Source organism: Cryptosporangium aurantiacum (assembly GCF_900143005.1).
Taxonomy (GTDB): Bacteria; Actinomycetota; Actinomycetes; order Mycobacteriales; family Cryptosporangiaceae; genus Cryptosporangium; species Cryptosporangium aurantiacum.
In genome coordinates this window covers 255,852-280,933 of sequence record NZ_FRCS01000006.1, presented here as the reverse complement: position 1 = coordinate 280,933, position 25,082 = coordinate 255,852, and the positions used below count along the sequence as shown (strand labels likewise).

Annotated in this window: 27 protein-coding genes; 15 read left to right on the top strand and 12 right to left on the bottom strand. The window is 70.6% G+C overall.

Features of this window, described 5'->3' with window-relative positions; genetic code table 11:
- The first annotated feature begins 130 nt into the window (after positions 1-130).
- Positions 131-766 (top strand): TetR/AcrR family transcriptional regulator, encoded by a 636-nt coding sequence (locus BUB75_RS21770; protein ID WP_084741571.1) that lies wholly within the window; start codon positions 131-133, stop codon positions 764-766.
- 163 nt (positions 767-929) lie between these two features.
- On the opposite strand, the gene BUB75_RS21765 is transcribed toward BUB75_RS21770, so the two are convergent.
- From BUB75_RS21765 to BUB75_RS21740, 5 genes are all read right to left on the bottom strand, one after another.
- Positions 930-1,160, bottom strand: coding sequence for a hypothetical protein (locus tag BUB75_RS21765; protein ID WP_143175344.1), 231 nt, complete (start codon positions 1,158-1,160; stop codon positions 930-932).
- Positions 1,157-1,393: a hypothetical protein gene (locus tag BUB75_RS21760; protein WP_143175343.1), complete on the bottom strand. Its 237-nt coding sequence runs from the start codon at positions 1,391-1,393 to the stop codon at positions 1,157-1,159. The genes BUB75_RS21765 and BUB75_RS21760 overlap by 4 nt, the downstream gene beginning before the upstream one ends.
- An 862-nt stretch (positions 1,394-2,255) precedes the next feature.
- A complete protein-coding gene (locus tag BUB75_RS21750) occupies positions 2,256-2,471 on the bottom strand; it encodes a hypothetical protein (RefSeq protein WP_073259600.1) in 216 nt (71 codons plus the stop codon).
- Positions 2,472-3,017: 546 nt separating this feature from the next.
- Complete coding sequence (locus tag BUB75_RS46410; RefSeq protein ID WP_178379938.1) at positions 3,018-3,308, bottom strand: hypothetical protein; 291 nt, start codon at positions 3,306-3,308, stop codon at positions 3,018-3,020.
- 14 nt (positions 3,309-3,322) lie between these two features.
- Entirely contained in the window at positions 3,323-4,150 is an 828-nt protein-coding gene (locus tag BUB75_RS21740) for an FAD-dependent oxidoreductase (RefSeq protein WP_073259598.1), read from the bottom strand.
- Positions 4,151-4,519: 369 nt separating this feature from the next.
- Between BUB75_RS21740 and BUB75_RS21735 the strand changes: the two genes are divergently transcribed.
- The gene (locus tag BUB75_RS21735) at positions 4,520-5,842 is read left to right on the top strand and encodes an erythromycin esterase family protein (RefSeq protein ID WP_073259597.1); all 1,323 of its coding nucleotides are present in this window, start codon (positions 4,520-4,522) and stop codon (positions 5,840-5,842) included.
- Positions 5,843-5,941: 99 nt separating this feature from the next.
- Here BUB75_RS21735 and BUB75_RS21730 read toward each other — a convergent pair whose 3' ends face one another.
- Entirely contained in the window at positions 5,942-8,311 is a 2,370-nt protein-coding gene (locus tag BUB75_RS21730) for an Hsp70 family protein (RefSeq protein WP_073259596.1), read from the bottom strand.
- 619 nt (positions 8,312-8,930) lie between these two features.
- On the opposite strand from BUB75_RS21730, the gene BUB75_RS21725 reads away from it, so the two are divergent.
- The 4 genes from BUB75_RS21725 (at position 8,931) to BUB75_RS21710 (ending at position 12,141) form a co-directional block, all read left to right on the top strand.
- The gene (locus tag BUB75_RS21725; protein WP_073259594.1) at positions 8,931-9,686 is read left to right on the top strand and encodes a zinc-binding dehydrogenase; all 756 of its coding nucleotides are present in this window, start codon (positions 8,931-8,933) and stop codon (positions 9,684-9,686) included.
- Positions 9,686-10,642, top strand: a complete 957-nt coding sequence (locus BUB75_RS48885) for an SDR family NAD(P)-dependent oxidoreductase (RefSeq protein WP_218617693.1) — start codon at positions 9,686-9,688, stop codon at positions 10,640-10,642. Before BUB75_RS21725 ends, BUB75_RS48885 begins: the two co-directional genes overlap by 1 nt.
- A 214-nt stretch (positions 10,643-10,856) precedes the next feature.
- Complete coding sequence (locus BUB75_RS21715) at positions 10,857-11,468, top strand: FMN-binding negative transcriptional regulator (protein ID WP_073259592.1); 612 nt, start codon at positions 10,857-10,859, stop codon at positions 11,466-11,468.
- Between the two features lie 61 nt (positions 11,469-11,529).
- Positions 11,530-12,141 (top strand): YdeI/OmpD-associated family protein, encoded by a 612-nt coding sequence (locus tag BUB75_RS21710; protein WP_073259804.1) that lies wholly within the window; start codon positions 11,530-11,532, stop codon positions 12,139-12,141.
- Here BUB75_RS21710 and BUB75_RS21705 read toward each other — a convergent pair.
- Positions 12,099-12,833, bottom strand: coding sequence for a DUF4386 domain-containing protein (locus BUB75_RS21705; RefSeq protein ID WP_084741569.1), 735 nt, complete (start codon positions 12,831-12,833; stop codon positions 12,099-12,101). The genes BUB75_RS21710 and BUB75_RS21705 overlap by 43 nt on opposite strands.
- 118 nt (positions 12,834-12,951) lie before the next feature.
- On the bottom strand, positions 12,952-13,599 hold the full coding sequence (locus BUB75_RS21700; protein WP_073259590.1) for a TetR/AcrR family transcriptional regulator: 648 nt from the start codon (positions 13,597-13,599) through the stop codon (positions 12,952-12,954).
- Between the two features lie 67 nt (positions 13,600-13,666).
- On the opposite strand from BUB75_RS21700, the gene BUB75_RS21695 reads away from it, so the two are divergent.
- Positions 13,667-14,065, top strand: coding sequence for a cupin (locus BUB75_RS21695; protein WP_073259588.1), 399 nt, complete (start codon positions 13,667-13,669; stop codon positions 14,063-14,065).
- Between the two features lie 61 nt (positions 14,066-14,126).
- Here BUB75_RS21695 and BUB75_RS48880 read toward each other — a convergent pair whose 3' ends face one another.
- Positions 14,127-14,492 (bottom strand): MmyB family transcriptional regulator, encoded by a 366-nt coding sequence (locus BUB75_RS48880; RefSeq protein WP_178379957.1) that lies wholly within the window; start codon positions 14,490-14,492, stop codon positions 14,127-14,129.
- Between the two features lie 47 nt (positions 14,493-14,539).
- Here BUB75_RS48880 and BUB75_RS21685 point away from each other — a divergent pair, with 47 nt between their 5' ends.
- Positions 14,540-15,319 (top strand): SigB/SigF/SigG family RNA polymerase sigma factor, encoded by a 780-nt coding sequence (locus BUB75_RS21685; RefSeq protein WP_073259584.1) that lies wholly within the window; start codon positions 14,540-14,542, stop codon positions 15,317-15,319.
- Positions 15,320-15,361: 42 nt separating this feature from the next.
- Here BUB75_RS21685 and BUB75_RS21680 read toward each other — a convergent pair whose 3' ends face one another.
- Positions 15,362-16,015, bottom strand: coding sequence for a TetR family transcriptional regulator (locus tag BUB75_RS21680; RefSeq protein ID WP_245806294.1), 654 nt, complete (start codon positions 16,013-16,015; stop codon positions 15,362-15,364).
- A 78-nt stretch (positions 16,016-16,093) separates the two neighbouring features.
- On the opposite strand from BUB75_RS21680, the gene BUB75_RS21675 reads away from it, so the two are divergent.
- Positions 16,094-17,584 (top strand): MDR family MFS transporter, encoded by a 1,491-nt coding sequence (locus BUB75_RS21675; protein ID WP_073259580.1) that lies wholly within the window; start codon positions 16,094-16,096, stop codon positions 17,582-17,584.
- A 25-nt stretch (positions 17,585-17,609) separates the two neighbouring features.
- On the opposite strand, the gene BUB75_RS21670 is transcribed toward BUB75_RS21675, so the two are convergent.
- Together BUB75_RS21670 and BUB75_RS21665 are read right to left on the bottom strand one after the other, a co-directional pair.
- Positions 17,610-18,095, bottom strand: coding sequence for a heme-degrading domain-containing protein (locus tag BUB75_RS21670; protein ID WP_073259578.1), 486 nt, complete (start codon positions 18,093-18,095; stop codon positions 17,610-17,612).
- On the bottom strand, positions 18,092-19,123 hold the full coding sequence (locus tag BUB75_RS21665; RefSeq protein ID WP_073259576.1) for a Gfo/Idh/MocA family protein: 1,032 nt from the start codon (positions 19,121-19,123) through the stop codon (positions 18,092-18,094). The genes BUB75_RS21670 and BUB75_RS21665 overlap by 4 nt, the downstream gene beginning before the upstream one ends.
- A gap of 221 nt (positions 19,124-19,344) precedes the next feature.
- Between BUB75_RS21665 and BUB75_RS48185 the strand changes: the two genes are divergently transcribed.
- Genes BUB75_RS48185 through BUB75_RS21635 form a run of 6 tightly spaced genes read left to right on the top strand, consistent with a single transcriptional unit; the run spans position 19,345 to position 25,082 of the window.
- On the top strand, positions 19,345-20,364 hold the full coding sequence (locus BUB75_RS48185; RefSeq protein WP_073259574.1) for an AAA family ATPase: 1,020 nt from the start codon (positions 19,345-19,347) through the stop codon (positions 20,362-20,364).
- The gene (locus tag BUB75_RS21655; protein WP_073259572.1) at positions 20,361-21,341 is read left to right on the top strand and encodes a DUF58 domain-containing protein; all 981 of its coding nucleotides are present in this window, start codon (positions 20,361-20,363) and stop codon (positions 21,339-21,341) included. The genes BUB75_RS48185 and BUB75_RS21655 overlap by 4 nt, the downstream gene beginning before the upstream one ends.
- A complete protein-coding gene (locus BUB75_RS21650; RefSeq protein ID WP_073259570.1) occupies positions 21,338-22,312 on the top strand; it encodes a VWA domain-containing protein in 975 nt (324 codons plus the stop codon). The genes BUB75_RS21655 and BUB75_RS21650 overlap by 4 nt, the downstream gene beginning before the upstream one ends.
- A gap of 11 nt (positions 22,313-22,323) precedes the next feature.
- The gene (locus tag BUB75_RS21645) at positions 22,324-23,202 is read left to right on the top strand and encodes a S1C family serine protease (protein WP_073259803.1); all 879 of its coding nucleotides are present in this window, start codon (positions 22,324-22,326) and stop codon (positions 23,200-23,202) included.
- 6 nt (positions 23,203-23,208) lie between these two features.
- Positions 23,209-23,889 (top strand): response regulator transcription factor, encoded by a 681-nt coding sequence (locus BUB75_RS21640; RefSeq protein WP_073259568.1) that lies wholly within the window; start codon positions 23,209-23,211, stop codon positions 23,887-23,889.
- Positions 23,889-25,082: a sensor histidine kinase gene (locus BUB75_RS21635; RefSeq protein ID WP_073259566.1), complete on the top strand. Its 1,194-nt coding sequence runs from the start codon at positions 23,889-23,891 to the stop codon at positions 25,080-25,082. Before BUB75_RS21640 ends, BUB75_RS21635 begins: the two co-directional genes overlap by 1 nt.

The following is a 25,082-nucleotide window of genomic DNA, read 5'->3' as shown; positions in this document are numbered from 1 at the left end:
CACCTCCGTGGATCGGCAACCCTCGCCCCGTGCGGGATCGCCGTTGCGGTCGCCGAAACGGTAAGACACAATCTGTTCAAGTGTCCAGTGGTTGCGCCGACGATCTCGGCGGGTGAAGCGAGGGACTCGGATGGCCGACCGCGCCGGCTGGAACGGCGATGTGATTCCGCTGCGCAGTGGGACCGGTGGTGGCGTGCCACTGGAGGGGGCGATCCGCGATCGACTGCTCGACGCGACCGACCGGCTCGTGCAGCAGATCGGTGCGGGCAAAACGAGCATGGCGGACGTCGCGCGAGGGGCGGGGGTCTCGCGCGGCACCCTCTATCGGTACTTCGAATCGAGAGAAGTCCTGCTCGACGCGTTGTCCAACCGCGGCGCGGACCGGTTCTTCGCCGAGGCTGCGGCCCTCATGGAGCCGCAGCCGACGCTCTCCGCCCGGCTCGGCGCATTGTCTGAGCTCATGGTGAGGGCGATCCATCCGGACGTCGACGATCCGGAGGCCAATCGGGTGGCCATGGTTCGCATGCTCGCCACCCAGGGCGCGCATGCGCTGGTGCGGACGGCGCGGCTTCTGCGCCCGTTCCTGGAGAGCGCGCGCCGGAACGGCGAGGTGCGGTCCGATCTCGACGTTGCGGATGCCAGCGAGTGGCTGGCCCGGATCATCCTTTCCTTCACGGTCTTCCAGGCTTCGATCGCGTATGCGGCGGACGATCCGGCGTCGGTTGCCTCGTTCGTGCAGCGGTACGCGATCGACGGCCTCACCTAGCCGTGGTGACCGGAGCGGATACGCTCCTGCCCTTACTGCCCCCGAGTTGTCGTCGTGCCGCATGAGGTCGATCACGGTCTTCGCTGCGCTCCCGTACCGACGGCCCGGCCGAGAGGTCCCGCACCTCAACACGCAGGTGCGGGACCTCGTAACGAGCTACCGCTTACGCGGTGCCCTCGTCGCCGTTCAGCAGGTCACGCGCGGCCCAAGTGCCGAGCAGTTGGTACGCGGTCGACCTCGACCAACGGCCCTTGCCGCTCGGAGTGAGGTAGCCGCCGGCGTTCATCGCGTCACTGATCGCCTGGGGGCGAAGACCTGACCGGTGCAGCTCGACGACCTTCCGGACCACCTCGTCCGGGCAGGACCGTTTCCGGCCTGCCCGGCGACCGCTCACCTGGAGCCGCCGGACGACCGGCGCCGCCGGGCAGGACGCCGACGGCGCGTCGACTTCGGCTGCTCGGTCGCCTCGCCGTCGGGGTTCCATCGCAGCAGATCCCGAACGAGCGAGTGCGCCCGGCGCGCCCGCGCCGGGTCCTTGCTGAACAGGGCCACCCACAGGGCGACGCCGACGAAGAGCGCAGCCACGAAGGTCACGCCGCACACCCAGTAGACGACCGGTGTGGACATGGTGGTCAGGGCATACAAAAGGAGGAACACGATTTGCCTCTCGGACGAGGAGAGGACGAATCGCGCTGCGGCGGCGTCAGATCAGCGCGAAACGCCCGTAGGGGCCTTGAAGCCGCCCTACGGGGGTCGGTCCGCGCACCAGCCGGACGGAGGAGGCGAGCATCTCCGATGGCGGTGCGGCCCCGCCCTGACCTATCGCAGCCCGCAGCCCTCGCACCCGAACCCACTGGAGAAGCGAAGCGATACGGGCATGCGCCGCGGCGAGCCTCGCGTTGATGTGCCACGGGGCGATCCGGAAACGCGGTACCGGCTGAGGGTCCCAAAGCGGGGCGAGCATCCGGCTGACCGCGCGGAAGTGCTTGCGATAGAAGTCGTCAAAGGACTCCTTCACAAGCCACCACCTGGAGCGTCGCAGGTCACCGGCTGGACCTCATCAGGTACAGCGACACTCTCGGCGACGTCCACAGCGACAGCGTAAGGTCTCCCGCCGACCGTCTTGTAATTCTCCTGCCCGGCGGTCGCGCCCAGCGGGAGTACGGTGACCCGAGCGGCGAGGCGCAACTGCCGGTAGGGCTTCCCCGGGCGCAATAGCCGTCGAACCGCCGCTCCGTTGCAGGTGGGACGCGCGAGTCAGCGTGGTCGCGGTGCGCGTAATCGATCCCGTCTGTCCTCTGATCGGCGTGTCGCAAGGCCGCTTCCGCCGCGGTAGCGGCAGTCGGCGTCGCGGAGGGCGGCGGCCGCGGCGGCCCGTCGGCCTGGTCAAGGCGGTCGGTGGCACACCGGACTTGCTGGGCGGGCTCGATCGTGATGCGTCAGCGGGAAGAAGTGGCCGGTTGCTGCGCGAAGGTGTGACCCAACGCAGTCATGGCTTGGTCGCGAAGAGGTCCCAGGTCGCCGACGCCACGGCGCCGACTCCGAGGCCGACGCTCGCGGTCCAGAAAGGATTGTCGGTCGCATCCAGCAGGAGCAGAGCCAAGCCGGCGAGTAGACCCGCGACGGCGCCGACGAACGCGCCGAGCGTGATTCGCGCGACCCGACGGGACCAGTTGACCTGTCCGGCGTTGTGCTCTGTTCTCATGTCCGCCCCCTTACCCGTCCGCGCGGCAGGCCACGCCTGAATGCGTGCTGCGGCGGCCGCTGCGGAAGCCCTTCGTCGTCGCCAGCGTTCGCGGGCGAACGTTCTGGCTGTCGCGGCGGCGAGCGAGCCGAGCGGGGATCCGCGGGGTGCTTATCGTCGTAGTTGACGGCCGCCCCGGCGTACAGCTCGTCGGAGACGCGGTCTCCGAACGGATTTAGCGTGAGGGCGGCCTCCAGCTTGTCGGATCACCCCCCACCGACGAAATCCCTCAGTCCCGCCCGGCGCCATACAGGTAGACGACGCCCTCGGCAGTTTCGAGTAGTAGCTCAGCTCGTCCGCCGGGGGACCTTGCGGACCTTTGCTGAGGCATCCCCTTCGGCATCCACGGCCATGTTCGCCCCAACCTGAGCATCCAGCGTCACCCTGCGCGGCTATCCTTCGGATCTGTTCGCAGGTCACGCTGAGTGATCTCGGGTTGCGCCCTCATATCGGCACGTCCGCCGGACAGCACCTGCCACGTATTGAGCATGATGCCGACGTCGGTCGTCAGGGTTGCTCGTCGTGGAGGACGCTGCTGTACCGGTAGAGCAGGTGGGTGTAGAGGCGCCCCGCGAGGCTCGGCCGGAGCGACCGGGAGAGCGCGGCGAGCGGAGAGGGCGGCACCCGGTTCGTGCTCTCGCTGGCGGCCAGCCTGGCGACCAGGCGCACCCGGCGGGCGCGCCGGGCCTCGTAGCCGCGCAGTGCCGGCTCGACGGCAGCGTGACGCAGGGCGCGCGTCAACAGCCAGGCGTCCTCGATCGCCTGGTTGGCGCCCTGAGCCTGGGACGGAGGGAACACATGGGCGGCGTCCCCTAGCAGCGTGACCGTGCCGGTGCCCCAGCGCCGGGGTACCTCGTGCAGCAGGTGTGGGTAGCGGCCGATGTCCGCGTCCCGGATCCCGTCCAGGAGCTCCGGAACTGGCTCGGTGTAGGCGGCGAATACTTCCGTAACTGGGTGGCGACGCCGGTTCCCGGTGCGAGGTCGCCGACTCGCACGTCGAACCACCACTGGCATCGCCCCTCACCGGCAGGCAGCAAGCCGACCATCCCGGCTCTGCCCACGACGATGCGTCCGATCCGGCCAGCGGCGAAGCCGGGCAGAATACGGGTGAGGCCCTGCCAGGTGTCCCAGCCGACTGGCTTGGCTTCCGGCGGCCCGAGCACGCTCCGCCGGACGACCGAACGGTATCCGTCCGCGCCGACGATGACATCGGCCCGCACGGCCTCGCCATCGGTCAGCACGGCCGCGGGCGGCCCGTCGACCCGTGCCGACTCGACCCGAGCGCCGTAGCGGATCACCTCCGCCGGCAGTCCATCGGTCAACCGGCCGATCAGATCGGCCCGGGCGATCGCGCGGACTCCGAAGCCTGTACGTGCGCGCATCGGTGCCAGGTCCACCTCCATGATCGGGCGGCCGGAGGCGCTCGTCGTGCGCAGCACTTCGAACTCGCTACCGAGGTCGGAGACGTCCACGCCCAGCCCGGCCAGCGCCGCCGCCCCGTTGCTGAAGATGCTGACCGCCGCGCCGCCCGTTGCCGGGCCGTCACCGCGCTCGAGCACGGTGACTCGATGACCGTCGATGAGCAGGCCGTGAGCCAGTGCCAGCCCGCCGATTCCGCCGCCGACGACGAGCACGTCCATGATTTCCCCGCATTCCCGGGCCGTGATCGCGGCGAACCGGATGCGCGCCGCGAACTGCGATTCCGCGACTCGACGATCCTCTTCACGCGCACCCGGCGCGTCAGTCGCTCGACGGCATCGCACGTACGCGTCGGTGCGTAGGCGCGGGATGCGTGCCGCGACGGCCGGTGACTAGCTCGGCGGGCGTACCGGCGCAGGGCTGCGCGTCCGCCTCGGATTGGTCCTTTTTGGCGTCTCGGGGGCGTCGCCTACCGAGGGTCGTCGGCGGGTCCATATACGCGCGTCGACGTACGACGGATGACGTCACAGGGATGACGAAGAGGCGTTCTCGGACCGACAGGGTGTAGGCGAGACCCGAGGAGGATTCCTATGTACGCACGGAGGCAGCGCCGCACGGTTCTGGTCCGCGCATTCGCGAGCATCCTCGCGATCGCTACCCTCTCCGTCGGAGCCCTGCCCGCCCAGGCCGGGACCGGCGATGACAACCGCGCGGTGGCGCAATGGGCGCAACACGCGGCCCGGCCACTGACGACGATCGATCCGGCGGCTCCGCTCACCGATCTCGGACACCTTCGCCGTGCGATCGCCGACGCGAAGATCGTCGGGCTCGGTGAGGCGGTGCACGGCGCCGCGGAGATCACGGCGCTGAAGCACCGAGTACTCCGGCTCCTAGTGGAGGGCCTCGGCTACCGGACCATCGCCTGGGAGGAGGACTGGAGCCTCGGTCTGCGGATCAATCAGTATCTGCGGACCGGCGAGGGCGACCTGGCGGGCCTGGTGGGCGCAATGAGCACTGCCTGGCGATCCACGGACGTCGCGGACGTACTGCGGTGGATCCGTGCCTGGAACGTCCGTCACCACGACGACGTGACGTTCGTGGGTGTCGAGGGGTACGGGACCCGTCCGGCGGTCTACCAGCTGGTGGAGGCTTACGTTGCCGAGCGTGCGCCCGACCGGCTGGCCCAGGTACGCACCCACCTGAGGCCGCTGACGCCGAAGAGCGACGACATGCGGGTCCATGCGCAGTGGTACGCGCAGCAGGTCCGCGACAAGGCGCCCTACGTTCGGCACGCTCGGGACTTGTACCGGCTGGTCACCTCGGTGCCACATGAGCCCGGAGACCGTAGGCACGAACTACACCTGCAGCACGCCCGGCAGATCGTGGGCTTCTACGAACAGTTCGCGGATTCCAACCCGCTCGCCTACCGCGACGCGCACGCCGCGAAGAACCTGCGGTGGACGCAACAGTTCTTCGGCGACAAGGTCGCCTACTGGGCGGCCAGCGGGCATACCGTCGATGGCGCAGCGTTGCAGTTGACCTACGCGCAGTATCTGGCCTCGAAGTTCGCCAGCGTCGGCTCCTTCATCCGCGACTGGTACGGGCGTCGTTACCTGTCGATCGGCTTCACGCTCGACCGCGGCAGCGCGGCCCCCGACGGGCAGGCCGTGGCGTTGCCGCCGGCTGCGCCCGACTGGCTGGAAGCCCCGTTCCGAGCCGTCCGCGCCGACCAGTTCTCCCTCGACCTGCGGGGGCGCGTTCCCGGTCCGGTACACACGTGGCTCGACGCACCCACCCGGACCCGCGGCGTCCCGGAGGACGGACTCGCGTCCTACCTGTCCGGCGGAACACCACGGCAGTGGTTCGACGTCGTCGTTCACCGTCATGTCGTCACTCCGGTAAGCGCCGGCTAGCTGGTCAACCACCGCCCTGGCCCGCCAGGGCGGTGGTTGACCACCTCCTCTGCTGACCGCGCATCGACGTCGAGGCGCGACTCCCTCACGTATTACCGATCACCGGGCAACATGCTGCGCGTGGTGGGGGTCCGCCGGTTGGCTCGGGCCGCCGTCGGACTCCTGTGAGGAGGCTCGCGACGTCCTCCAGAGTTCCTGCGCGGCGTACGCGATCGGGCCGACCACCAGCACAGTGCCCATCAGGGCCAGACCCGCGAGCGGAAACGATCCGGTACTCGTCGACGCAGCGTCCAGGCCCGCGCCGACAGCGAGCGACAGCGCCGTGGTCGCGCCCACCACCGCGGTCCACCGCAGCTGCGCGAAAGCGATCGAACGGGCCATGGCGACGACGGCCACACCGACCCCGAGCATCCAGCCCGCGCTCCAGAAGCTGATGGCAGGCCAGTCGGTGACCCACGAGGACGCGAGGTTGCCGAGCCCGACGGTGGGGACCGTCGGCGTGTACTCGGTGTAGTTCGATTCGACACGCTCGACCGCCGACCGGAAAAGCCGGAACGTGAACGTCGCGCGGGCCCCGCGATCTCGGAACGCCAGGGAGAGCACACCGCCGACGGTGAGGATCACGCACAGCGCCGAGAGCGTCAGCAGGGCCCGGGCCGGACGGGCGTCCGCGAGCCGCGGGGACGTGACCGGGGCCCGAGGCCCCCGCACGGCGAAGGCGAGGAGTGGCAGGGCCGCCAACGCGAGGGCGAAGAACGATCCGGTCGCCGGCCGGGTCAGGGATTCGAGTCGGTCGGCGTGGAACGCCCATCCCAGCCACGGCCACGAGGTGAGACCCGGCTCGAGCTTCGAGAGCACGCGGAGCAGCACCAGCCCGATCAGGCTGGCCGCCGTGACCCCGGCCCAGACCCATCGGCGCGCGGCTGTCGCCACGATCGCCGCGTACAGGGCGCAGAAGGGCATTGGCCCGGTCAGGCTCAGCCCGTGGGCGTACACCTCGGGGTCCGCCGCCAGCTGGTGCGCGGACAGCAGCCCGATCTGGATCGCCTGTGCCGCGCCCGCCACCAGGACTAGCACCACGATCGCGAGCAGCCCCGGGTGCGGGATCAGCCGCCGCGCCCGACGGCCTTCCGCCCCGCCCGCGGCGACCGCGTGTGCACTCGTTCCCGCGGGCGCTGGCCCTGCCGTCCCGCCGTGCGTCATCCCCGGGTGCGTCGGCATCCCCACTTCGGGGGGTGCGCTCGCGCGTGCAGACGACGCCCCGCCCCGGTCCGCGCCTGCCACATTCGGGACCGGCGCTGCCGCACCCGAGGCCGGGCTTGCGACGCTCGGGACCGGGCCTGCGACGCTCGGGACCGGGCCTCTCGGGGCCGGGGTCGGGGGCGACGGCGCGCCCGCCTGGACCGCGGCCACCCGCAGCGTCCCCAGCGCCACCACGAGCTCCGGCTGCTCCAACGCGACCGGCGGCACCCCCAGCGCCCGGTGCAGCAACGTCCCCACCAGCGGAATCCGCGAGGATCCACCCACGAGGAAGACCCCGGCCAGGTTCTTCGCGCTCACGCCGGCGCCGAACAGCGTCGACGTCGTCAGCGCCACCGTCCGATCGAGCCACGGACGCGCCAGCGCCTCGAACTCCTCGCGCGTCACCGGCACGTCGATCTCCAGCACCGGAACCGGGATCAGCGTCGAGCTGGCGCGGCTGAGCTGCTCTTTCGCCGCCCGGACGTCCGCCCAGAGCAGCCGGCGGTACTTCCGGTCGGTGGCCGTCGCCGGACGGTCGATGCGCCGCCAGCCGTCCGCGTCCCGTGCCGCCGCGACCGCACCCACGTGCGCGACCAGCGCGGCGTCCAGATCGACGCCGCCGACATCGTCCAAGCCCGCCGTCGCGAGGACCTCCCAGCCCTGGTCGGGACGGCGGCGCAGCACGTTCACGTCGAACGTTCCACCGCCGAAGTCATAGACCACCACGGTGGAGCCCGGGTCGACCCGCTGACCGAGAACCCCGGTGAAGTGCGCGGCGGCGGCCACCGGCTCGGGCACCAGCTCGGGCTCCTCGAGCCCTGCCCTGGCAGCGGCTTCCAGCAGTACGGCCCGCCGGTGCGTTCTCCACTCGGCCGGATGGCTCAGTACGACCCGGGTGGGCGGCCCGCCCATCGTCCGCTGCGCCTCGCCGGCGGCCCGTGCGAGTACCGCGCCGATCGCCGCGGCAACAGGCACCTCCGCCGTTCCGAGCAGCAACTCGCGTTCGTCGATGTGCCGCTTGGGATTCGGTTCGTACCGGCCGGGGTCGATCCGCGCGCCACGCTCCGCGTCCGTGCCGACCACCAAACCACCTGCGTCCGGCGCGTACACACCGGACGGAAGGAGCAGCGACGCGTCGAACAGCATCGGCTCCGGTTTACCGCCCTGCGGCTCCACGACGACGACCGTGTGGGAAGTGCCGTAGTCGATCCCCAACCCGTACGCCACGCACGGAAGGTACCGTCCCGCCGACCGGCACGATCATCCGCACCGATAGACCCGCGGCGCTGGGCTCGCGCGATACCCGCCTACCCGTCGCCGCGGGGCCGGGCCGACCGAGGTGGGTGCGGGTGCCGGATGCCGCTGCCCCAGCCCACTTCCCAGCCCTCGGCGTCGTCGAAGTAGTCGGCGTACGCGTTGGCAGCGAGCGGTATTGGCAGGGTGTTCTATTCCTGCGAGCTGGGGTTCGTACTCAGGTCACCGGCGGCGGGCTTCCGCCGTCAGTGAGGCAGTGCCGTAGCTGTTGTCGTCCGGGTTCAGCGTCACGCCCGGTGCAGCGAGCTCGTCGAGGTGGTTGAGGATCTAGGTGGGGCGGTATTGCCGCTGGCAGTTGCGGTTCGCTGGCTCCGTCGGGCGCGGGCGTGGCTCGCTGAGGCGACGCCTGGGTGGTTGATCGCCCGCGGGTTCGGTCCCAGGCCCGCTTCCGGATTAGCGGGCGCGGACCTGGGGCCGTGGGTCAGCGCGCGATGATCGGCAGCACCAGTCGGCTGGGCCGGGCGCCCCCGTGGTGAATGGTGGTGTCGGCGACGACCATGTCTTCACTTGAAGCCCGAGAAAGGATCTCGACGTGCGCGCTCTTGCTGTGGACGCCGTACCGGCGACCCCGGTGCTGACCGACCTCCCGACACCGCAGCCCGAGGCCGGTGAGCTGCTGGTGAAGGTGGTCGCGACGTCGATCAACGGCTTCGACGCCGCGACGGCCGCCGGTTATGTGCAAGGGATGATGGAGCACCGGTTCCCGCTGGTGACCGGCAAAGACTTCGCGGGTGTGGTGGAGAGTGCCGCTGAGGACTTCGCCGTCGGTGACCAGGTCTTCGGCGTCGTCACGAAGTCTTTTCTCGGGACCGGGTCGCACGGCGAGTACGTCACGGGGGGCGTGGGCGCGATCGCGCTGCAGTACGCGGTGGCCGCGGGTGCGCGGGTGATCGCGACTGCCCGCCCGGGCACCGAGACCGAATTCGTCCGCGACCTGGGCGGCACGGATGTGCAGATCGTCGACTACACCGCGGACCTGGCCGCGCAGGTCAGCGAGCCCGTCGACGTCGTGCTGCATTTCGCCGGTGACGGCGCCGCGCTGGCGGCGCTGCTCCAGAAGGGCGGTCGGCTGGCCTCGACGCTGGGCTTCGCGCCCGAGGCGGAGGTCACCGCCACCGCAGTCATGGCCGCGCCGACCCGGGAGACACTCGACCGGCTGGCCGCCGACGCCGCCGCGGGACGGCTGCGCGTGCCGGTCACCCGCCGGTACGCCTTCGACGACGCGGCGACCGCGTTCGCCGACTTCGGCGCCGGCGCGCTCGGCAAGCTCGCGATCGACGTCGCCTGATGCCGACGCTCGCCATCGTCGGCGCCGGACCGGGCCTCGGCCTCTCCATCGCCGAAATTTTCGGCCGCAACGGATTCCGGGTCGCGCTGATCTCGCGGAACCAGGAGAAACTCGACGGACTCGCGGCCCGGTTGAGCGAGGCCGGGATCGGGGCCGCGGGCTTCGCCGCCGACGTCCTCGACCGGCCCTCGCTGACCGCCGCGCTCGCCGCCGCGGCCGAGCGGTTCGGAACGATCGACGTGCTGGAGTACTCGCCGGCGCCCCACACCGCCTCCCCGAGCCTGGCCATGGCCGACGTGGTCGACGTGGTCGACGTGACACCGGAGAACCTCCAGCCCCAACTGGAGTACTACCTGTACGGGGCGGTCACCGCGGCGAAGGCGGTGCTGCCGGCCATGCTCGCGGCGGGCGCCGGCACGCTCCTGTTCACCACCGGCGCGGGCTCGGTGACTCCGATCCCGCCGATGGGCAACGTCAACGCGGCCGCGGCGGCCCTGCGCCGCCGCCGAGCCCGCCGCGATCGCGCAGACCTACTGGGAGCTGTACACCCGGCGGCGGGAAGCCGAGCACCTCTACACAGCGTGACCGGTCGGGGCCCCTCGGGGCCCCGAACCGCCTACGCCGAGAAGCTGGCGCTGCGCGCCGCATGGTGGAAGATCGCGACGCGGGCCCGCGGTCCGGGCTCGCCTCCGGTACTTCCCCCACCCGGAGGCGACCGGGGCCGGTACGTCGCCGGTGAGAGGGTCGACGATCCGGTAAGTGACGGGCGTCCCGTAGTCCTGGCATTCTCGGCAGGGGACCGCCGTGCTCCTGATAGACGATGCCGAGCTCATCCCGCACCCGTAGCCCTCGCGGGCGTCGGCATTGCGGATCACCTGCATGACGTCGGTCAGGGCACTGACGATCTGGTTGATCTCTGCTCTGCGCAGGCGCTCACGACTGCCGATGGTGGGTGAGTTTGCCGCGGGTGCAGGTCGCCAGGTCGGGCGGTCAGCGGACCCAAGGGAGTTGCCGGCGGCGGATGGCCGCTGGATGAGGTCTTGAGCGAGTGACGTGGAGGCGCTGTTGTACGGTCGCTGTGGGCCCGAGGGACGCTGCGACGGAGTCTTCCGCCACGCTCGGGACTCGCAGGGTGCTGTAAGGGCGTCTCCGATCGAGAGGGAGACGCCGATGCGTCACAACCCGCACCACTTCGTCGATGATCCCGAGTTGGTCCGGCGGCTGATCCAGGAGAACCCGTGGGCGATCCTGGTGAGCGATCAGCACGGCCTCGTGGCCTCGCACTATCCGGTGATCCTCGACGAGGACTGTGACGAGCTCGCGGTTTTCACGCACGTGGGCCGGCCTGATGAGGAGCTCCACGGTTTCGGCCAACGGGAAGTCGTGCTCATCGTTCAGGGTGTGCACGGCTACGTCTCTCCGAGTTGGTACGCGCCGGGAGCTCTGCGGGCGCCGACGTGGAACTTCACCGCGGTCCACTGTTACGGGGTTCCGGAGATCCTCGACGAGGAGGCGAACCTGGAGACGCTGGCGCGGCTGGTGGAGCATTTCGAGCGTCACGTCGAGAGCCCGATGCTGCTGGATCTCGAGTGGGCGAAGCCGATCGCCAGGGGCACAGTCGGGCTCCGGCTGCCGATCAGCCGCTTCGAGTGCAAGGTCAAGATGAGCCAGGACAAGGACCGCGAGACGCAGCGGCGGGTGATCAGCGCGCTCCGCGCTTCAGGGGCCTATTCCAATCCGCGGCTGGCTGCGGAGATGCAGCGAACCCTCTCCGACGGTTGAGAGCCCCGCGCCGGTTACCCCGACGGTCCGCAGCATCGGATCGCGGGACTAGCCTGCGGTGGTGGCCGGAGCCGAACTGGACGAGTTGATCGTGGCTGACGGCGCGGCGCTGCGCGCGTGGCTGGTGGAGAATCACACCACCTCGCCTGGCGTGTGGCTCGCCCTGACCAGGAAGGGCGGCTCCGTCACCACGCTGACCTGGCAGCAGGCGGTCGACGAGGCGCTGTGCTTCGGCTGGATCGACGGCCAGGCCCGCAAGCGCGACGAGGGAAGTTCCTGGAGGCGGTTCACCCCGCGCCGGCCCCGCAGCATCTGGTCCCAACGCAACGTCGCCAACGTGGCCCGGTTGGAGGCAGCGGGCCTGATGCTGCCCCCCGGCCGCGCCGCCGTGGACGCCGCGAAGGCCGACGGGCGGTGGGCGGCCGCCTATGCTCCGCCGTCGGAAGCGGAGGTCCCGGCCGACCTGCGAGCCGCGATCGCCGCCGACCCGGCGGCGCAGGCGATGTTCGATGTGCTCACCAAGACCAACCGCTTCGCCCTCATCGGCCGGGTCAATGCGGTCAAGCGGGCCGAGACGCGGACCCGGAAGATCGCCGAGTGCGTGGCGATGCTGGCCCGGCACGAGACGATCTACCCGCAGCGAGCCAGGCCGGCGGACCCGCCGACGTCGTGACCGGGTGCCTGCCGGGATCCGCGTGATGCACCGAGGGCGTGCCGGCGGACGCCGCGGACGAGTAGGTAGCCGATCATCCACAGCTCGCCGACGGTCGCCGGGACGGACAGCGCGTCGGCGAGTGCAGGCATGCCCGGGACGAGGTAGAGGGCGAACGCGCCGAGCACGTAGCAGGCGCCGCCGATGACGAGGATCCAGCCGAGGGCGCGGGGCATCCAGCCTGAGCGAAGCACGCACCATCCCATGGGGATCAGCCACAGGCCGAAGAAGATCGTGCCGACGTTCCACAGTTCACCGCTGACCAGGTACAGCAGCTGGACGTCGGACGCGGTGTCCCCGACCGGGTCCGCGGCGAGGCCGATGGCGGTGCCCAGCAGCGCCGCGCTGCAGAGGACCACGACCGCGTTGACGAGGCCGAATGCGGCGATGCTGGCGGCGGCGACCTGGTCCACAGTGCGGAAGAGCCGGTAGAACCATACGGCTGCGAGGGCCTTGGTGAGCACGGTGAGCAGCTCGAGGGCGACGCCGAGGCGGGCGAGTGACTCGTGTTCGACGAGGTTGGCGAGGGTCGCGCCGGGGTCGCCGTCCACGAAGAGTTCGGACCGGACGAACAAGAATCCGAGCCCACCCGCGACGGCGAGGCAGAGGTAGAGCAGACCGGTCACGCGAGCGGTACGGATCAGGGGATGCATCGTGCGCCTCGACCAGGCCGACTCATCTTACGTCGTAAGGTAACCATACTGTGTAAGGTACGAGCACGAGTCAAGGGAGCCTGGCGGCAGGCAAGGCGTATCGCGTGACGGCCGGCTCTTAGCTGAGTCGGTCCAACTGCCCGATGAGCAGACCGTCGATTCCCGCCTTGATCCGCTCAGGATGCATCCGGTGGCCGGCGCGTTGGTGGAGGAAGACGGCGGCGGCCAACGGTGCGAGCAGCGCGTCGGCGAGGTATACCGCGTCGGCGTCCGGCCGCAGTTCGGCGATCAGCCCCATCAGATGGGCGTGATGCAGCGCGTACGCGCCGTTGGTGAAGCGGGCCATCGGCGTGTTCGTTTCCGCGATGAGCAGCAGCGGCGCCTCGTCCGTGAGGCGGTCGACGTAGGCGTGCAGGAACGCCCGAAGCCGCTGGTCGGCAGGCGCGCCCGGGCCCAACGGGGGCGGACCGTGCAGAAATCCGGCCTGGAACCGCTGCTCGGCCCGATCGAGCAGCGCTTGCGCCAGCCCGGCCCGGTCACCGAAGCGGCGGTAGATCGTGCCGACGCCGACCCCGGCGAGAGCGGCCACGTCGTCCATCGCCAGGCCTTCGGGCCCGTGCTCGGCCATGAGCTGGGCCGCCGCCTTGAGGATTTTTTCGCGGTTGCGGGCTGCGTCGGCGCGTTCCGCCGGTACGGCGCCCACCAGCGGTAGCTGCGAACCCACCGACCGAGCGTACCGGAACAGGTTCCGATTGACCTCGCGCATCGCGACCGGCCGCCGTACACTCGGCTCTAAGCGGAACTGGTTCCGCTTAAGTGACAAGGGGGTCCGCGTGCGCATTGAGAAGGTCACCAGCGACGGAACGCTGGCTTGGTATCGGCGCGGCGAGCAGAACATCTTTCTCGCCGACGCCGTGGATGCCACCGCCGACGCGGCGATGACGGTCGGCTTCGCGCGGTACGGGCGGGACGAGTCCAACGAGTGGACGGTCTCCTACGACGAGGCGTTGATCATCACCAAGGGTCGCTTTACCGTTCGCACCGCCGAGCGATCACTGTCGGCCGGATCCGGTGAAGTCCTCTACCTGTACGCGGGCACACCGCTGGTGTACGTCGCGGAGGAGGACACCGAATTGGTGTACGTCACGTATCCGCATTGGACGCAAGCGACGCTCGACTCGCCACACGCCGACAAGCTCACCCAGTTCCAGCCGGTGGACCAGGCCTCTTAGCGGGCGCAACTGTGCCCGCCAGGCGTCGACACCCAGCGTCAGGTCGCGGCCACTCTGCGGGTCAGTGCTCGGGCAGGGGCGTGTGGAAGTGCCGGAAGCCCTCCCGGTCGCGGCGCAGGTTCCAGATGTGGTCGGCGATCGCGGGGCGAGACCGAGCGTGCGTCTCAGCCCGATGCGAATCAGGTCGCGACGCGTCGGAAGGCTGCACGTCGTCGGTGACCGCCAGGGTGGCCAGCAGCGTCAGGCCGTCGGCCGACGGTGTGCTCGGCTCGGCGTGGTACAGGACGATCTGCAGATCGGTGCCGACGATGGCCAGCTTCTCGCGACGCAGGCGCAGGTCGCCGACGCGAGGATGCCGGATGAGGCTGATCTCGCTGCCGCCGCGCCGGATGTCGTGTCGCGCCCAGGACCGATCACGACTAGGCAGTCATTCGTCGGATTCAGCCGGGCGGAGTGGGCCGCACGCTCGATGTCATGACAACCATCGCGGAACGGCTGGACTACGAGGACTACTCGACGGTGGCGCCGCTCTTCGAACGGCACGCGAGTCTCGACGCCGGCGATCCCGAGCGCGGCGTCCTGCGTGAACGGCTCATCACCGCGCACGCGCCGCTGGCCGCGAACATCGCCCGCCGGTTCGTCAACCGCGGCGAACCGCTGGAAGACCTGACCCAGGTCGCGACGGTGGGGTTGATCCGGGCCGTCGACCGCTTCGACCCGTTCCGCGGTGTCGAATTCCTCGGGTTCGCGGTGCCGACCGTGATGGGAGAGGTCCGCCGTCACTTCCGCGACCACGGCTGGGCGGTGCGGATTCCGCGTCGGCTGATGGAGTTGCACCAGCTGATCAAGTCGGCCGTCGACGAGCTCTCCCGGCAGGGCTGGGCGCCGACGGCCGGCGAGTTGGCGACGTACCTCGGGGTGACCAAGGACGACGTGCTCATCGGCCTGGAGGCCGCGAACGCATATCACTTCGTCCCGCTGGACGCGCCGGTCTCCGCGGACCTCGGGTCGCCGCGCCTGGTCGACACACTGGGCGCCGACGATCCCGCGCTGGATCGGCTCGAGGACTGGCACGCGGTGCTTCCCGCGCTGGCCGCGCTGCGTCCCCGGGAGCGGACGATGCTCGCGCTGCGGTTCTTCGACAACCAGACCCAGAGCCAGATCGCGCGCGAGATCGGCGTCTCCCAGATGCAGGTGTCGCGCCTGCTCGGCAAGGTCCTGGCCGAGCTACGAGCCCAGCTCCTGACGAAATGAGGCCTGGCGTCGGGCTGAAGTTCCTTCCGCGGTGAGCTCGGCTCACCGCACCCGCAGGCCGCTCTGCTCGCGGACGGCGGTAGGCGTATCCCCGCACAGTCGCCGTTGCATCTCGCAGGTGCCGCGGAAGATCTCGACCAAGTCGGCGTCCTCGCCGGCCGCGCAGCGGGCCGCCCAGTCGTCGAGCGCTGCGCTCAACACGACGCTGAGGGTCTCCACCAGGATCCTGGCGCGCAGTTCCGACTGCGCGCCGCTGCCGGCCGCGACCTCGTGCTGCCGGAGCCGGCACTGCTCGGAGTCGAGCAGCAAGGAGGCGTGACGAAGGTTGTCATCGTCCCGGCAGAGGCAGCGGACGCGCATCATTCGGTGCAGGGGCGCTCGGTCGCCCGCGCTGAACGCGGCGAGGGCCTGTGCGGTGGCATGAATGAGGTCACCGAAGGTGACGCCCTCGGGCGCGGCGCGCGGGATGTGCTGACTGACCGTCTCGTAGAAGGCGCGTTTGACGCCGAGCACGGCGTCTTCTTTCGTCGGGAAGTACCGAAAGAACGTTCGTGGGGAGACCCCGGCGACGGCGGCGATGTCGTCCACGGTGGTGTGCTCCGACCCGTGGCGGGTGAAGAGATCGAACGCGGCAGCCTCAATCTCCGCCGAGGTGGTCTGTCGGCGGCGCCACCGGAGGTCAGTGATGTCACTCACGGTATCGATGCTAGCGCGTGCCGATATGGCAGTGAGTGCCACTACGCTGAGCCTGAGCACGAGCACCGAGGAGTTCTTTTGGCCCCCGCAGCCGACACCACGCAGACCGAGGCACCACCGACAGCCTTACCTGACGCCGGCGATCGGCCGTTGACCCGGGCCGACCACACCCTCATCGGCCTGCTGCTCATCTCGACGTTCGTCGTGATCTTCAACGAGACCGTCATGTCCCTGGCCTTGCCGCGGCTGATGAGCGATCTGGGGATCTCGGCGTCAACGGCTCAGTGGGTGACGACCGGGTTCCTTCTCACGATGGCCGTAGTCATTCCGGCGACCGGCTTCATCATGGAGCGCTTCAGCGTGCGGCAGGTCTTCGTGGCCGCGATGACGCTGTTCAGCACGGGCACGCTGATCGCCGCTGTCGCACCCGGTTTTCCGGTACTGCTCGCCGGCCGCATCGTCCAGGCGATGGGCACCGGGGTGATGCTGCCCCTGTTGATCACGACCGCGATGAGCCTCGTCGCGCCGAGCCGCCGTGGCCGAGTCATGGGCGTCATCTCGATCGTCATCTCGGTGGCACCGGCGATCGGCCCGACCGTCTCCGGCCTGGTCCTGTCCCGGGCGAGCTGGCGGTGGTTGTTCCTCCTCGTCCTCCCGATCGCCCTGTTCAGCTTGGCGCTCGGCGTGTGGAAGGTTCGAAACGTCACCACGCCTCGGCACGCGCATCTCGACGTGCTGTCGTTGCTGCTCTCCGCGGTCGGCTTCGGCGGCTTGATCTACGGGCTGTCCAGCCTCGGTGAGAGTGGTGGTCACGCCCCGGTCGCGCCGTGGATCCCGGTGCTGGTCGGTCTCGTCGCGCTCGGGCTGTTCGTCTGGCGCCAGCGCGCGCTGCAGCGTGGGCGCGGCCCGCTGCTGGACCTACGGGTCTTCGGCCGGCGTGACTTCACGGTCTCGACGTTCGTGACGCTGGCCGGTTTCGTCGCGCTGTTCGGTGGTCTGATCTTGATGCCGATCTACCTGCAGACCGTCCGCGGCGTGAGCACGGTCGCCGCGGGCCTGCTGGTACTCCCTGGTGGTCTCGCCATGGGTGTGCTGTCCCCGCTGGTCGGGCGGCTCTTCGACCGATTCGGACCGCGGCCGTTGGTCATCCCGGGTGCGGTCGTGCTCAGCGGCGCGCTCTGGCTGCTCGCCACCGTCGGGCCGACGACGTCGATCGGGATCGTGGTGGTGTTTCACGTCATGCTGATGTCGGCACTGGCGCTGATGGTGACGCCGTTGATGACCTCCGCTCTCGGAAGCCTCCCCGCCGACCTCTACGGCCATGGCAGTGCGGTCATCAGCACCCTGCAGCAGCTCGCCGGCGCGGCCGGCACGGCGCTGTTCATCACGGTTCTGTCCCGGGTGACGGCTTCCGAACTCGCTGGTGGCGCGAACAAAGCAACCGCAAATGTCGACGGTGTGCAAGCGGCCTTCGTCGCCGGGGGGATCGTCTCGCTCGCCGCAGTGGCGGCAGCGTTGCTGGTCCGTCGCACCGCGGCGCCCGCCGGAGAGCACGCCCCGACGCACTGACCGGCGGCGGTGCGGATTCGGCGGCTCAGTCCGAGAGCTGGCCGCTCCGCCGGAGGTAGTGCTCCAGGTGAGTGACCACGAAGCGATGATCGTCGACCTGGGGGAGTCCGGAGACCGCGATCGAGCCGATGCAGCCGCTGCCCGCGACGGTCAGGGGGAAGGCTCCGCCGTGGGCCGCGAACAGCGCGGTGTCCAGCCGCGAGTCGGTGTCGAAGTCGCCGCCTCCGGCGCGGAACAGGCAGCCGACGTAGTAGCTGGAATGGCCGTATCGGTCGACGACCGCGGCCTTGCGCTCCAGCCATCCGTCGTTGTCTGCCGACGCGCCGGGTAGGGCGGTGTGGAACAGCTGTTGCCGGCCGCGCCGGATCGTGATCGCCACCGGAAGGCGCTCGGCGTCCGCGGCGGAGCGCAGCGCGCTACCGAGGTCCCAGGCGGTGTGCTCGTCGAAGCGGGCGAAGACCAGGCGCTGCTCCTGGGCCAGGAGCGTCGAGAGCTGCTCGTCGTCGCTCATCGTGCCTCCACCGAGACGACCGCCCCGGTGCGGGCGCTGGTGCGGGCGGCGTCCAGCACGATTGCGGTGGCGACGGCGTCGGCCGCCTCGACCGGTGGCGGACCTTCGCCCCGGACGGCCGCGGCGAAGCGCGGGTAGAACAGGTCCCAGCGGCCGCGCTCGGTCGGGTGACGGCCTGCGGAGTCGCCGGAATACACGGTGCCGAAACTCTCCGCGGGCTCCACACCCCAGGCCTCGCCCAGGTCGGCCGGGCTGTGGCCGGCGACGAGCTGGTCTTCCTGGCTGTCTCCGGCGGCCAGGACATAGGTGCCCTCGGTGCCGGTCACCCGCCACCGGGGGCCGGGCGCGGACTGGCTCCAGCTGCCCCACAGCTGCGACCGTGCGCCGGACGTGTGCGTCAGGGCGACGAACACGTCGTCGTCCAGCCCGGATTCGCGGGTCCGCAGTTCCGCGTACACGGCGTGGACAGGACCGAGCAGGAACAGGGCTTGATCGACGAGGTGGCTGCCGAAGTCCAGGAGCGTCCCGCCGCCGGCCGGTCCGGGGCCCGCCTGCGGTGCGTAACGCTCGAAGCGGGACTCCAGCCGGGTGACGGTGCCCAGCGTGCCCTTGTCGACCAGGGCCCGGACCGTGCGGAAGTCCGAGTCCTCCCGGCGATTCTGATACGGGCTGAGCGCCAGCCCGAGACGCGCGCTGAGGTCGACCGTCGCGCGGGCGGCTTCGGCATCGAGCGCGAACGGTTTGTCGCAGACGACAGCCAGCCCCAACCGGAGCGCCTCTTCGGTCAGTGTGCTGTGGGTTGGGGCCGGCGTGGAGATCGCGACCGCCTCGGCGCCGAGGTCGACCAGTTCGGTCAAGCTCGCCACCGTCGCGGCGCCGGGGATCTCACGGTTGACGAGCGCGCGGCGCTCGGGTGCGGAGGACATCACCGCGATCAGGTCGCACTCCGGCGCGGAGCGGAGCAGCGGGGCGTGGAAGTACCGGGCCCCGAAGCCGTACCCGACAAGACCGAATCGCACTGGAGTCATGCGCGCACCTCTGCCCTGTCGAACGTGGCCCGGCTTCTCATTCTGATGATCCAACCAGCCGCTTCCTGCTCGCGGACGCCCGCCCCGAGGATGGTCGGTCTGTTTCCTTCGCTCGGTTTTCGATGCCGGTTGCTGTCATGGGCGACAGGCGGGCGTCCGGTCGGCCCGGTTCCGTCGGGCGTCCGCCCCGAGACAGACCCTGAGCGCAGCGAGGGAGTTTCATGACAGACCACACGCCGGAGGCCGACGCGCGGCTCCTCGAGCAGACGCTGTTCGAGGTCAAGAAGGTGATTGTCGGGCAGGACCGCCTGGTCGAGCGATTGCTGACCGCGTTGCTCGCGGGAGGGCACTGTCTTCTGGAGGGCGTGCCCGGAGTCGCCAAGACGCTCGCCGCCGAGACACTGGCGGTCGCCGTCGGCGGGTCGTTCCGCCGGATCCAGTTCACTCCTGACCTGGTGCCCTCGGACCTCATCGGCACTCGGATCTACCGGCCGAGCCAAGAGTCCTTCGATGTCGAGCTGGGGCCGGTGATGGCGAATCTCGTGCTGGCGGACGAGATCAACCGCGCGCCGGCGAAGGTGCAGTCGGCGCTGCTGGAGGTGATGGCCGAGGGCCACGTCTCCATCGGCGGCCGCACCTACCCGGTGCCGCAGCCGTTCCTCGTACTGGCCACCCAGAATCCGATCGAGAGCGAGGGCGTCTACCAGCTTCCGGAGGCCCAGCGCGACCGCTTCCTGATGCGGGTGGTCGTCGGTTATCCGGACGAGCGGGAGGAGCTGGCGATCCTCTACCGGATGGGGGGCGTCCGTCCGGTGGCGTCGCCGGTCCTGGACACCGCCACGCTGCTCCGGTTGCAAGCCCGGGCACGGGACGTGTTCGTGCACCACGCGCTCGCCGAGTACGTCGTCCGGCTGGTGTTCGCCACCCGCGACCCGGCGCGTTTCGGCCTGGCCGAGGTGGCGGGGCAGCTGGCCTACGGTGCGAGCCCGCGGGCGACCCTCGGACTGGTCGCCGCCGGGCGTGCGCTGGCGCTGCTGCGGGGCCGCGGTTACGTCCTGCCGGGCGACATCCACGATGTCGCTACGGACGTGCTGTCCCACCGACTCGTGTTGGCCTTCGACGCGGTCGCCGACGGCGTCGCGCCGGACACGATCGTGCAGCGGATCGTCGACACGGTGCCGCGCCCGACGATCGCACCCGCCCAGGAGACGCAGGGCCCGGGCCTCGGGGTGGCCGCGTGACCGCCGGCGCGTCGCTGGCCGAACTGACCCCGGAGCAACGGCTTCGCCGCCTCGAGCTGACGATCACCCGGCGGCTCGACGGGCTGCTGCACGGCTCCTACCTCGGCCTGCTGCCGGGACTCGGCAGCGAGCCGGCCGGCAGCCGGGAGTACCGGCCCGGTGAGGACGAGGTGCGACGCATGGACTGGGCGGTGACCGCCCGCACCACGACGCCGCACGTCCGCACCGTCGATGCCGACCGTGAGCTGACGACCTGGGTCCTGGCGGACGGATCTCCGAGCATGGACTTCGGCACCGCAGAGTTGGAGAAGCGGGAGCTCGCGGTCGCCGCGGTGGCCGCGGTCGGATTCCTCACCGGCAGTGCGGGCAACCGACTGGGCGCGTCGCTGGTGCGCGCGGACGGCGTCCGCCGCTTTCCGGCCCGCAGCGGCCGCACGCACCTGCTCGGTATCCTGCGGGCGCTGCTGGCCGCACCCCGGTGCCCAGCGTCGGGAGATCCGGGCGATTTCCCGGACGCGCTCGTCCAGCTCAACCGCGCCGCGGGCCGCCGAGGACTGGTGGTCGTGGTCTCCGACTTCCTCGACGGCCTCGACGAGGATGGGCTCGGACCGGCGCCACCTGCCTGGGAACAGCCGCTACGGCGGCTCGCCGCGCGCCACCAAGTCCTCGCGGTGCACGTCACGGACCCGCGTGAACTGGAGCTGCCGGACGTCGGCGTCCTTCCGGTCGTCGACCCCGAGACCGGAGCCCGGCGGGAGATCGCGACCGCCGCTCGTGGGCTGCGGGAGCGCTACGCGGAGGCTGCCCGGCAGCAGCAGGCAGCGATCGCCGCGGCGCTGCGGCGGGCCGGATCCGCCCACCTCGTCCTGCGGACCGACCGCGATTGGGTCGCGGACATCGTGCGGCACGTGTACGCGCAGCGTCGCCTCGGCCGCGGCGCCCATCGACCCGTTCTGAAGGGAGGCGTCACCGCATGAACTGGCTCTCCCCGGAGCGGCTCTGGCTGCTGCTCGGCGTCGCCGCGCTGGCCGTCGCGTACGTGCTCGCGCAGCGACGCCGCGGCCGGTACGCCGTCCGCTTCACCAACCTTCGGCTGCTCGACCGGGTCGCGCCGCAGCGCCCGGCCTGGCGTCGGCACGTCCCGGCCGGCTTGTTCCTCGTCATGCTGGTGCTGCTCGTCGTCGGTCTCGCCCGGCCGCAGGCCGAGACGCAGGTGCCCCGGGAGCAGGCGACCGTGCTGGTCGCCGTCGACGTGTCTCGTTCGATGCTCGCTTCCGACGTCGCGCCGGACCGGCTGACCGCAGCGAAGGACGCGGCTCGCGAATTCGTCGCCGGCCTGCCCGAGCAGTTCAACGTCGGGCTGATCGGCTTTGCCGGCAGCGCAGTGGTGCTCGTGCCTCCGTCGACTGACCAGGCCGCGATGGACGCCGGGATCGGCCGCCTCACCGAGCGCAGCGTCGGCCAGCCCGGCACCGCGATCGGCGACGCGATCGCCACCTCCCTCGACCAGATCCGATCGGCATCCGGCGACGCGGAAGACGAGGTGCCGCCCGCGCGGGTCGTCGTTCTCTCCGACGGCGCGAACACCGCAGGCCAGAGCCCCGAGGATGCGGCTCGGCTCGCCTCCCAGCTGGGTGTTCCGGTGGACACGATCGCCTTCGGTACGTCCGATGGGGTGATCGACGCCGGCAACGGGGGGACCTACGGAGCGCAGCAGCCGGTGCCGGTCGACGGGCAGACGCTGGAGACCGTGGCCGGGGCGACCGGCGGCCAGTACTACCAAGCCGGCAACGCCGAGGAGCTGCGCGAGGCCTACTCCGACATCGGCAGCTTGGTCGGCTACGAGATCGAGCTGCAAGACGTCTCGGCACGGTTCACCGGCGCCGGACTGGTACTCGCCGTTCTGGCGGCGCTGGCCTCGCTGCTCTGGTTCGCGCGTCTTCCGTGAAGGGACCGTTCATGTCCGGATTGGGTTACCCGCGGGGACCGGAGTTCCGCTCCCCGCATCTCCAGGCACCGCCGCTCGGGCCGTTCCCGCCGCCCGGCCCGTGGCCGCCGGTCGGCCCGGTCGCGCCGGTCGCGCCGGTTGGACGGCGCCGTCGATGGCCGTTGGTGGTGACCGGCGCCCTCACCGTCGTCGTGCTCTCGGCCGGTGCCGGCGGCGCCGCGGGCTACCTGACGGGGCACGACGGGAGCCCACCGCCGGGGGCTACCGCCACCTCCGGCATTCCGTCCGATCTGGTTGCTGCCGCGAGCCGTGCGCTGCCCGGCGTCGTGTCGGTGCAGGTGCGCACCGGATCCGGCGGCGCATCCGGCTCGGGGTTCGTCTTCGACGACCGCGGTCACATCGTGACGAACAGCCACGTGGTCACCGCTGAAGGTGGTGGCCCGGTGATGGTGGTCGGCTCCGACGGACGTCGGCTTCGAGCCGAGGTGGTCGGCACGGATCCGAGCAGTGACATCGCCGTCCTGCGGGTCGACCCATCGTCCGCGTTACGCCCGCTCGACCTCGCCGACCTGGACCGGACGCGGGTCGGAGAACCGGTTCTGGCGGTCGGTTCACCGCTGGGGCTGTCCGGCACGGTGACCGCCGGCATCGTCAGCGCCCTGGACCGGCAGGTGCGGCTCGGCGGTGCGGTGCGCCAAACCGCCGTGCAGACCGACGCATCGATCAACCCTGGCAACTCGGGAGGCCCGCTCGTCAACGCCGCCGGCGCGGTGGTAGGCGTCAACACCGCGATCGCGACGCTGGAGGGCGGTGGCTCGATCGGTATCGGGTTCGCGATCCCGGTCGACCGGGTCAGGCAGGTCGCCACCACGCTCATCGCCGGGGGATGATGGACCATGCGGTTGCTGGTCGTCGAAGACGAAGAAGACCTGGCCGAGGGCTTGCGGGTCGGGCTCTCGCGCGCCGGCTACGCCGTGGATGTCGCCGCCGACGTCGCCGAGGCGTACGACCGGCTCACTCTCCACGCGTACGACCTGATGCTGCTCGACCTGAATCTGCCTGACGGGAACGGGCTCGAGTTGTGCCGGGCCCTCCGCGCCGGTGACGTGGTCACGCCGGGTGACGGCGAGCTACGGGTGTTGATCCTCACCGCTCGCGGGGGCCTTCCCGACCGCGTCCGCGGCCTGGACGAGGGTGCGGACGACTACCTGGTCAAGCCGTTCCACCTCGCCGAACTGCAGGCCAGAGTCCGGGCGCTCCTGCGTAGGGACACCAGCGGTAACACCGCGACGCTGACGATCGGGGAGCTGATGCTGGACACCGCCCGGCACTCCGCGATGCTGCGCGGCGAATCGCTGACGCTGACCCGTAAGGAGTTCGGCGTGTGCGAGTACCTGATGACTCGGCCGGGACACGTCGTGTCCAGCGAGGAACTGCTCGAACACGTCTGGGACGCGAACGCCGATCCGTTCACCCAGACCGTTCGCGTCACGGTCGGGACGCTGCGGCGCAAGCTCGGCGACGGATGGATCGAGACTGTGGTCGGGCGTGGCTACCGCCTCCGGGACGCTGCCTGATGCGACGGCCTGAGGTCTTCCGGTCGATCCGCTTCCGGCTCACCGTGATGTATTCGACGCTGCTGTTCGCCCTGGCCGCCACCGCCCTGGGCGTGACCTACCTGGCGGTGGCGCAAACCACCGAGCCGCAGCCGATCACCCAGCGGACCGCGAAGGTCTACGGCGAGGAGTGGGAGTTTCTCGGAACTGCCACCGTGGCCGAGGTCAGCGAGATCGAGGCAGCGGTCAACTACAACACGCTGCAGAATCTGCGCACCTACTCGCTGATCGCCCTCGGTGGACTGTTCGTGGCCAGCCTGGGCATCGGCTGGGTGCTCTCCGGGCGGGTGCTGCGGCCGGTCGGCGCGATCGCCCATGCCGCGCGGGATATCCAGGCCACGGACCTGTCCCGCCGCATCCGGCTGCACGGACCGCACGACGAGCTGCGCGACCTCGCGGACACGATCGACTCGATGCTCGCCCGTCTGGAGGACGCGTTCTCCGCGCAGCGGCAGCTCATCGACGATGCCTCCCACGAGCTACGCAGCCCGCTGGCGATCATCCGTACTCACCTCGACGCGTCGCTGACCGACCCGGAGGCGACACCGGAGGAGCGGCAGCGGGCGGTCGCGATCGTTGATCGTGCGACGGCACGGATGGCGCGGCTGGTCGAGGACTTGCTGGCGACGGCACGCCGAGAAGCGGACACGGCGGTCGAGACCGATGTCGACCTGAGCGCTGTCGCGCGCGAGGCAGGGGAGGATGCCTCGCTGGCAGAACGTCCGGTCGGCGTGCGCTGCACAACGGTGCCGGGTCTGCATCTGGTCGGCGATGCGGACGCGTTGCGGCGCGCGATCGGCAATCTGCTGTCCAACGCGCTACGGCTGGCCCCGGACGACTCCACGGTGACGGTCGCCACCGGGCGGTCGAGGTCGTGGCTCTGGGTTGCGGTGGCCGACGAGGGCCCGGGAATCGCCCCGGCGGACCTGCCTCGCGTCTTCGATCGCTTCTGGCGCGGTCCGAACGGCCAGCAGACGTCGCGCGAGCGCCGCACCGGACTGGGGTTGGCGATCGTTCGGCAGATCGTCGAGTCCCACGGCGGTACGGTCGCCGTGTTCTCCACCGTCGGCATCGGGAGCACGTTCGTCCTCTGGCTCCCGGCCGCCGACCGCGAGAACGAGGATCCGCCCCCGACGATTTCTCCGTGGCCCTGA

What these genes read in the sequence shown, in the direction of transcription:
- BUB75_RS21770 (WP_084741571.1), top strand. Translation starts at nt 131, where the DNA reads ATGGCCGACCGCGCCGGCTGGAACGGCGATGTGATTCCGCTGCGCAGT.
- BUB75_RS21705 (WP_084741569.1), bottom strand. Translation starts at nt 12,833, where the DNA reads ATGCATCCCCTGATCCGTACCGCTCGCGTGACCGGTCTGCTCTACCTC.
- BUB75_RS21650 (WP_073259570.1), top strand. Translation starts at nt 21,338, where the DNA reads ATGAACTGGCTCTCCCCGGAGCGGCTCTGGCTGCTGCTCGGCGTCGCC.
- BUB75_RS21750 (WP_073259600.1), bottom strand. Translation starts at nt 2,471, where the DNA reads ATGAGAACAGAGCACAACGCCGGACAGGTCAACTGGTCCCGTCGGGTC.
- BUB75_RS21670 (WP_073259578.1), bottom strand. Translation starts at nt 18,095, where the DNA reads ATGAGCGACGACGAGCAGCTCTCGACGCTCCTGGCCCAGGAGCAGCGC.
- BUB75_RS21640 (WP_073259568.1), top strand. Translation starts at nt 23,209, where the DNA reads ATGCGGTTGCTGGTCGTCGAAGACGAAGAAGACCTGGCCGAGGGCTTG.
- BUB75_RS21740 (WP_073259598.1), bottom strand. Translation starts at nt 4,150, where the DNA reads ATGGACGTGCTCGTCGTCGGCGGCGGAATCGGCGGGCTGGCACTGGCT.
- BUB75_RS21685 (WP_073259584.1), top strand. Translation starts at nt 14,540, where the DNA reads ATGACAACCATCGCGGAACGGCTGGACTACGAGGACTACTCGACGGTG.
- BUB75_RS21700 (WP_073259590.1), bottom strand. Translation starts at nt 13,599, where the DNA reads ATGCGCGAGGTCAATCGGAACCTGTTCCGGTACGCTCGGTCGGTGGGT.
- BUB75_RS21715 (WP_073259592.1), top strand. Translation starts at nt 10,857, where the DNA reads ATGCGTCACAACCCGCACCACTTCGTCGATGATCCCGAGTTGGTCCGG.
- BUB75_RS21760 (WP_143175343.1), bottom strand. Translation starts at nt 1,393, where the DNA reads ATGTCCACACCGGTCGTCTACTGGGTGTGCGGCGTGACCTTCGTGGCT.
- BUB75_RS21665 (WP_073259576.1), bottom strand. Translation starts at nt 19,123, where the DNA reads ATGACTCCAGTGCGATTCGGTCTTGTCGGGTACGGCTTCGGGGCCCGG.
- BUB75_RS21635 (WP_073259566.1), top strand. Translation starts at nt 23,889, where the DNA reads ATGCGACGGCCTGAGGTCTTCCGGTCGATCCGCTTCCGGCTCACCGTG.
- BUB75_RS21735 (WP_073259597.1), top strand. Translation starts at nt 4,520, where the DNA reads ATGTACGCACGGAGGCAGCGCCGCACGGTTCTGGTCCGCGCATTCGCG.
- BUB75_RS21645 (WP_073259803.1), top strand. Translation starts at nt 22,324, where the DNA reads ATGTCCGGATTGGGTTACCCGCGGGGACCGGAGTTCCGCTCCCCGCAT.
- BUB75_RS48185 (WP_073259574.1), top strand. Translation starts at nt 19,345, where the DNA reads ATGACAGACCACACGCCGGAGGCCGACGCGCGGCTCCTCGAGCAGACG.
- BUB75_RS48885 (WP_218617693.1), top strand. Translation starts at nt 9,686, where the DNA reads ATGCCGACGCTCGCCATCGTCGGCGCCGGACCGGGCCTCGGCCTCTCC.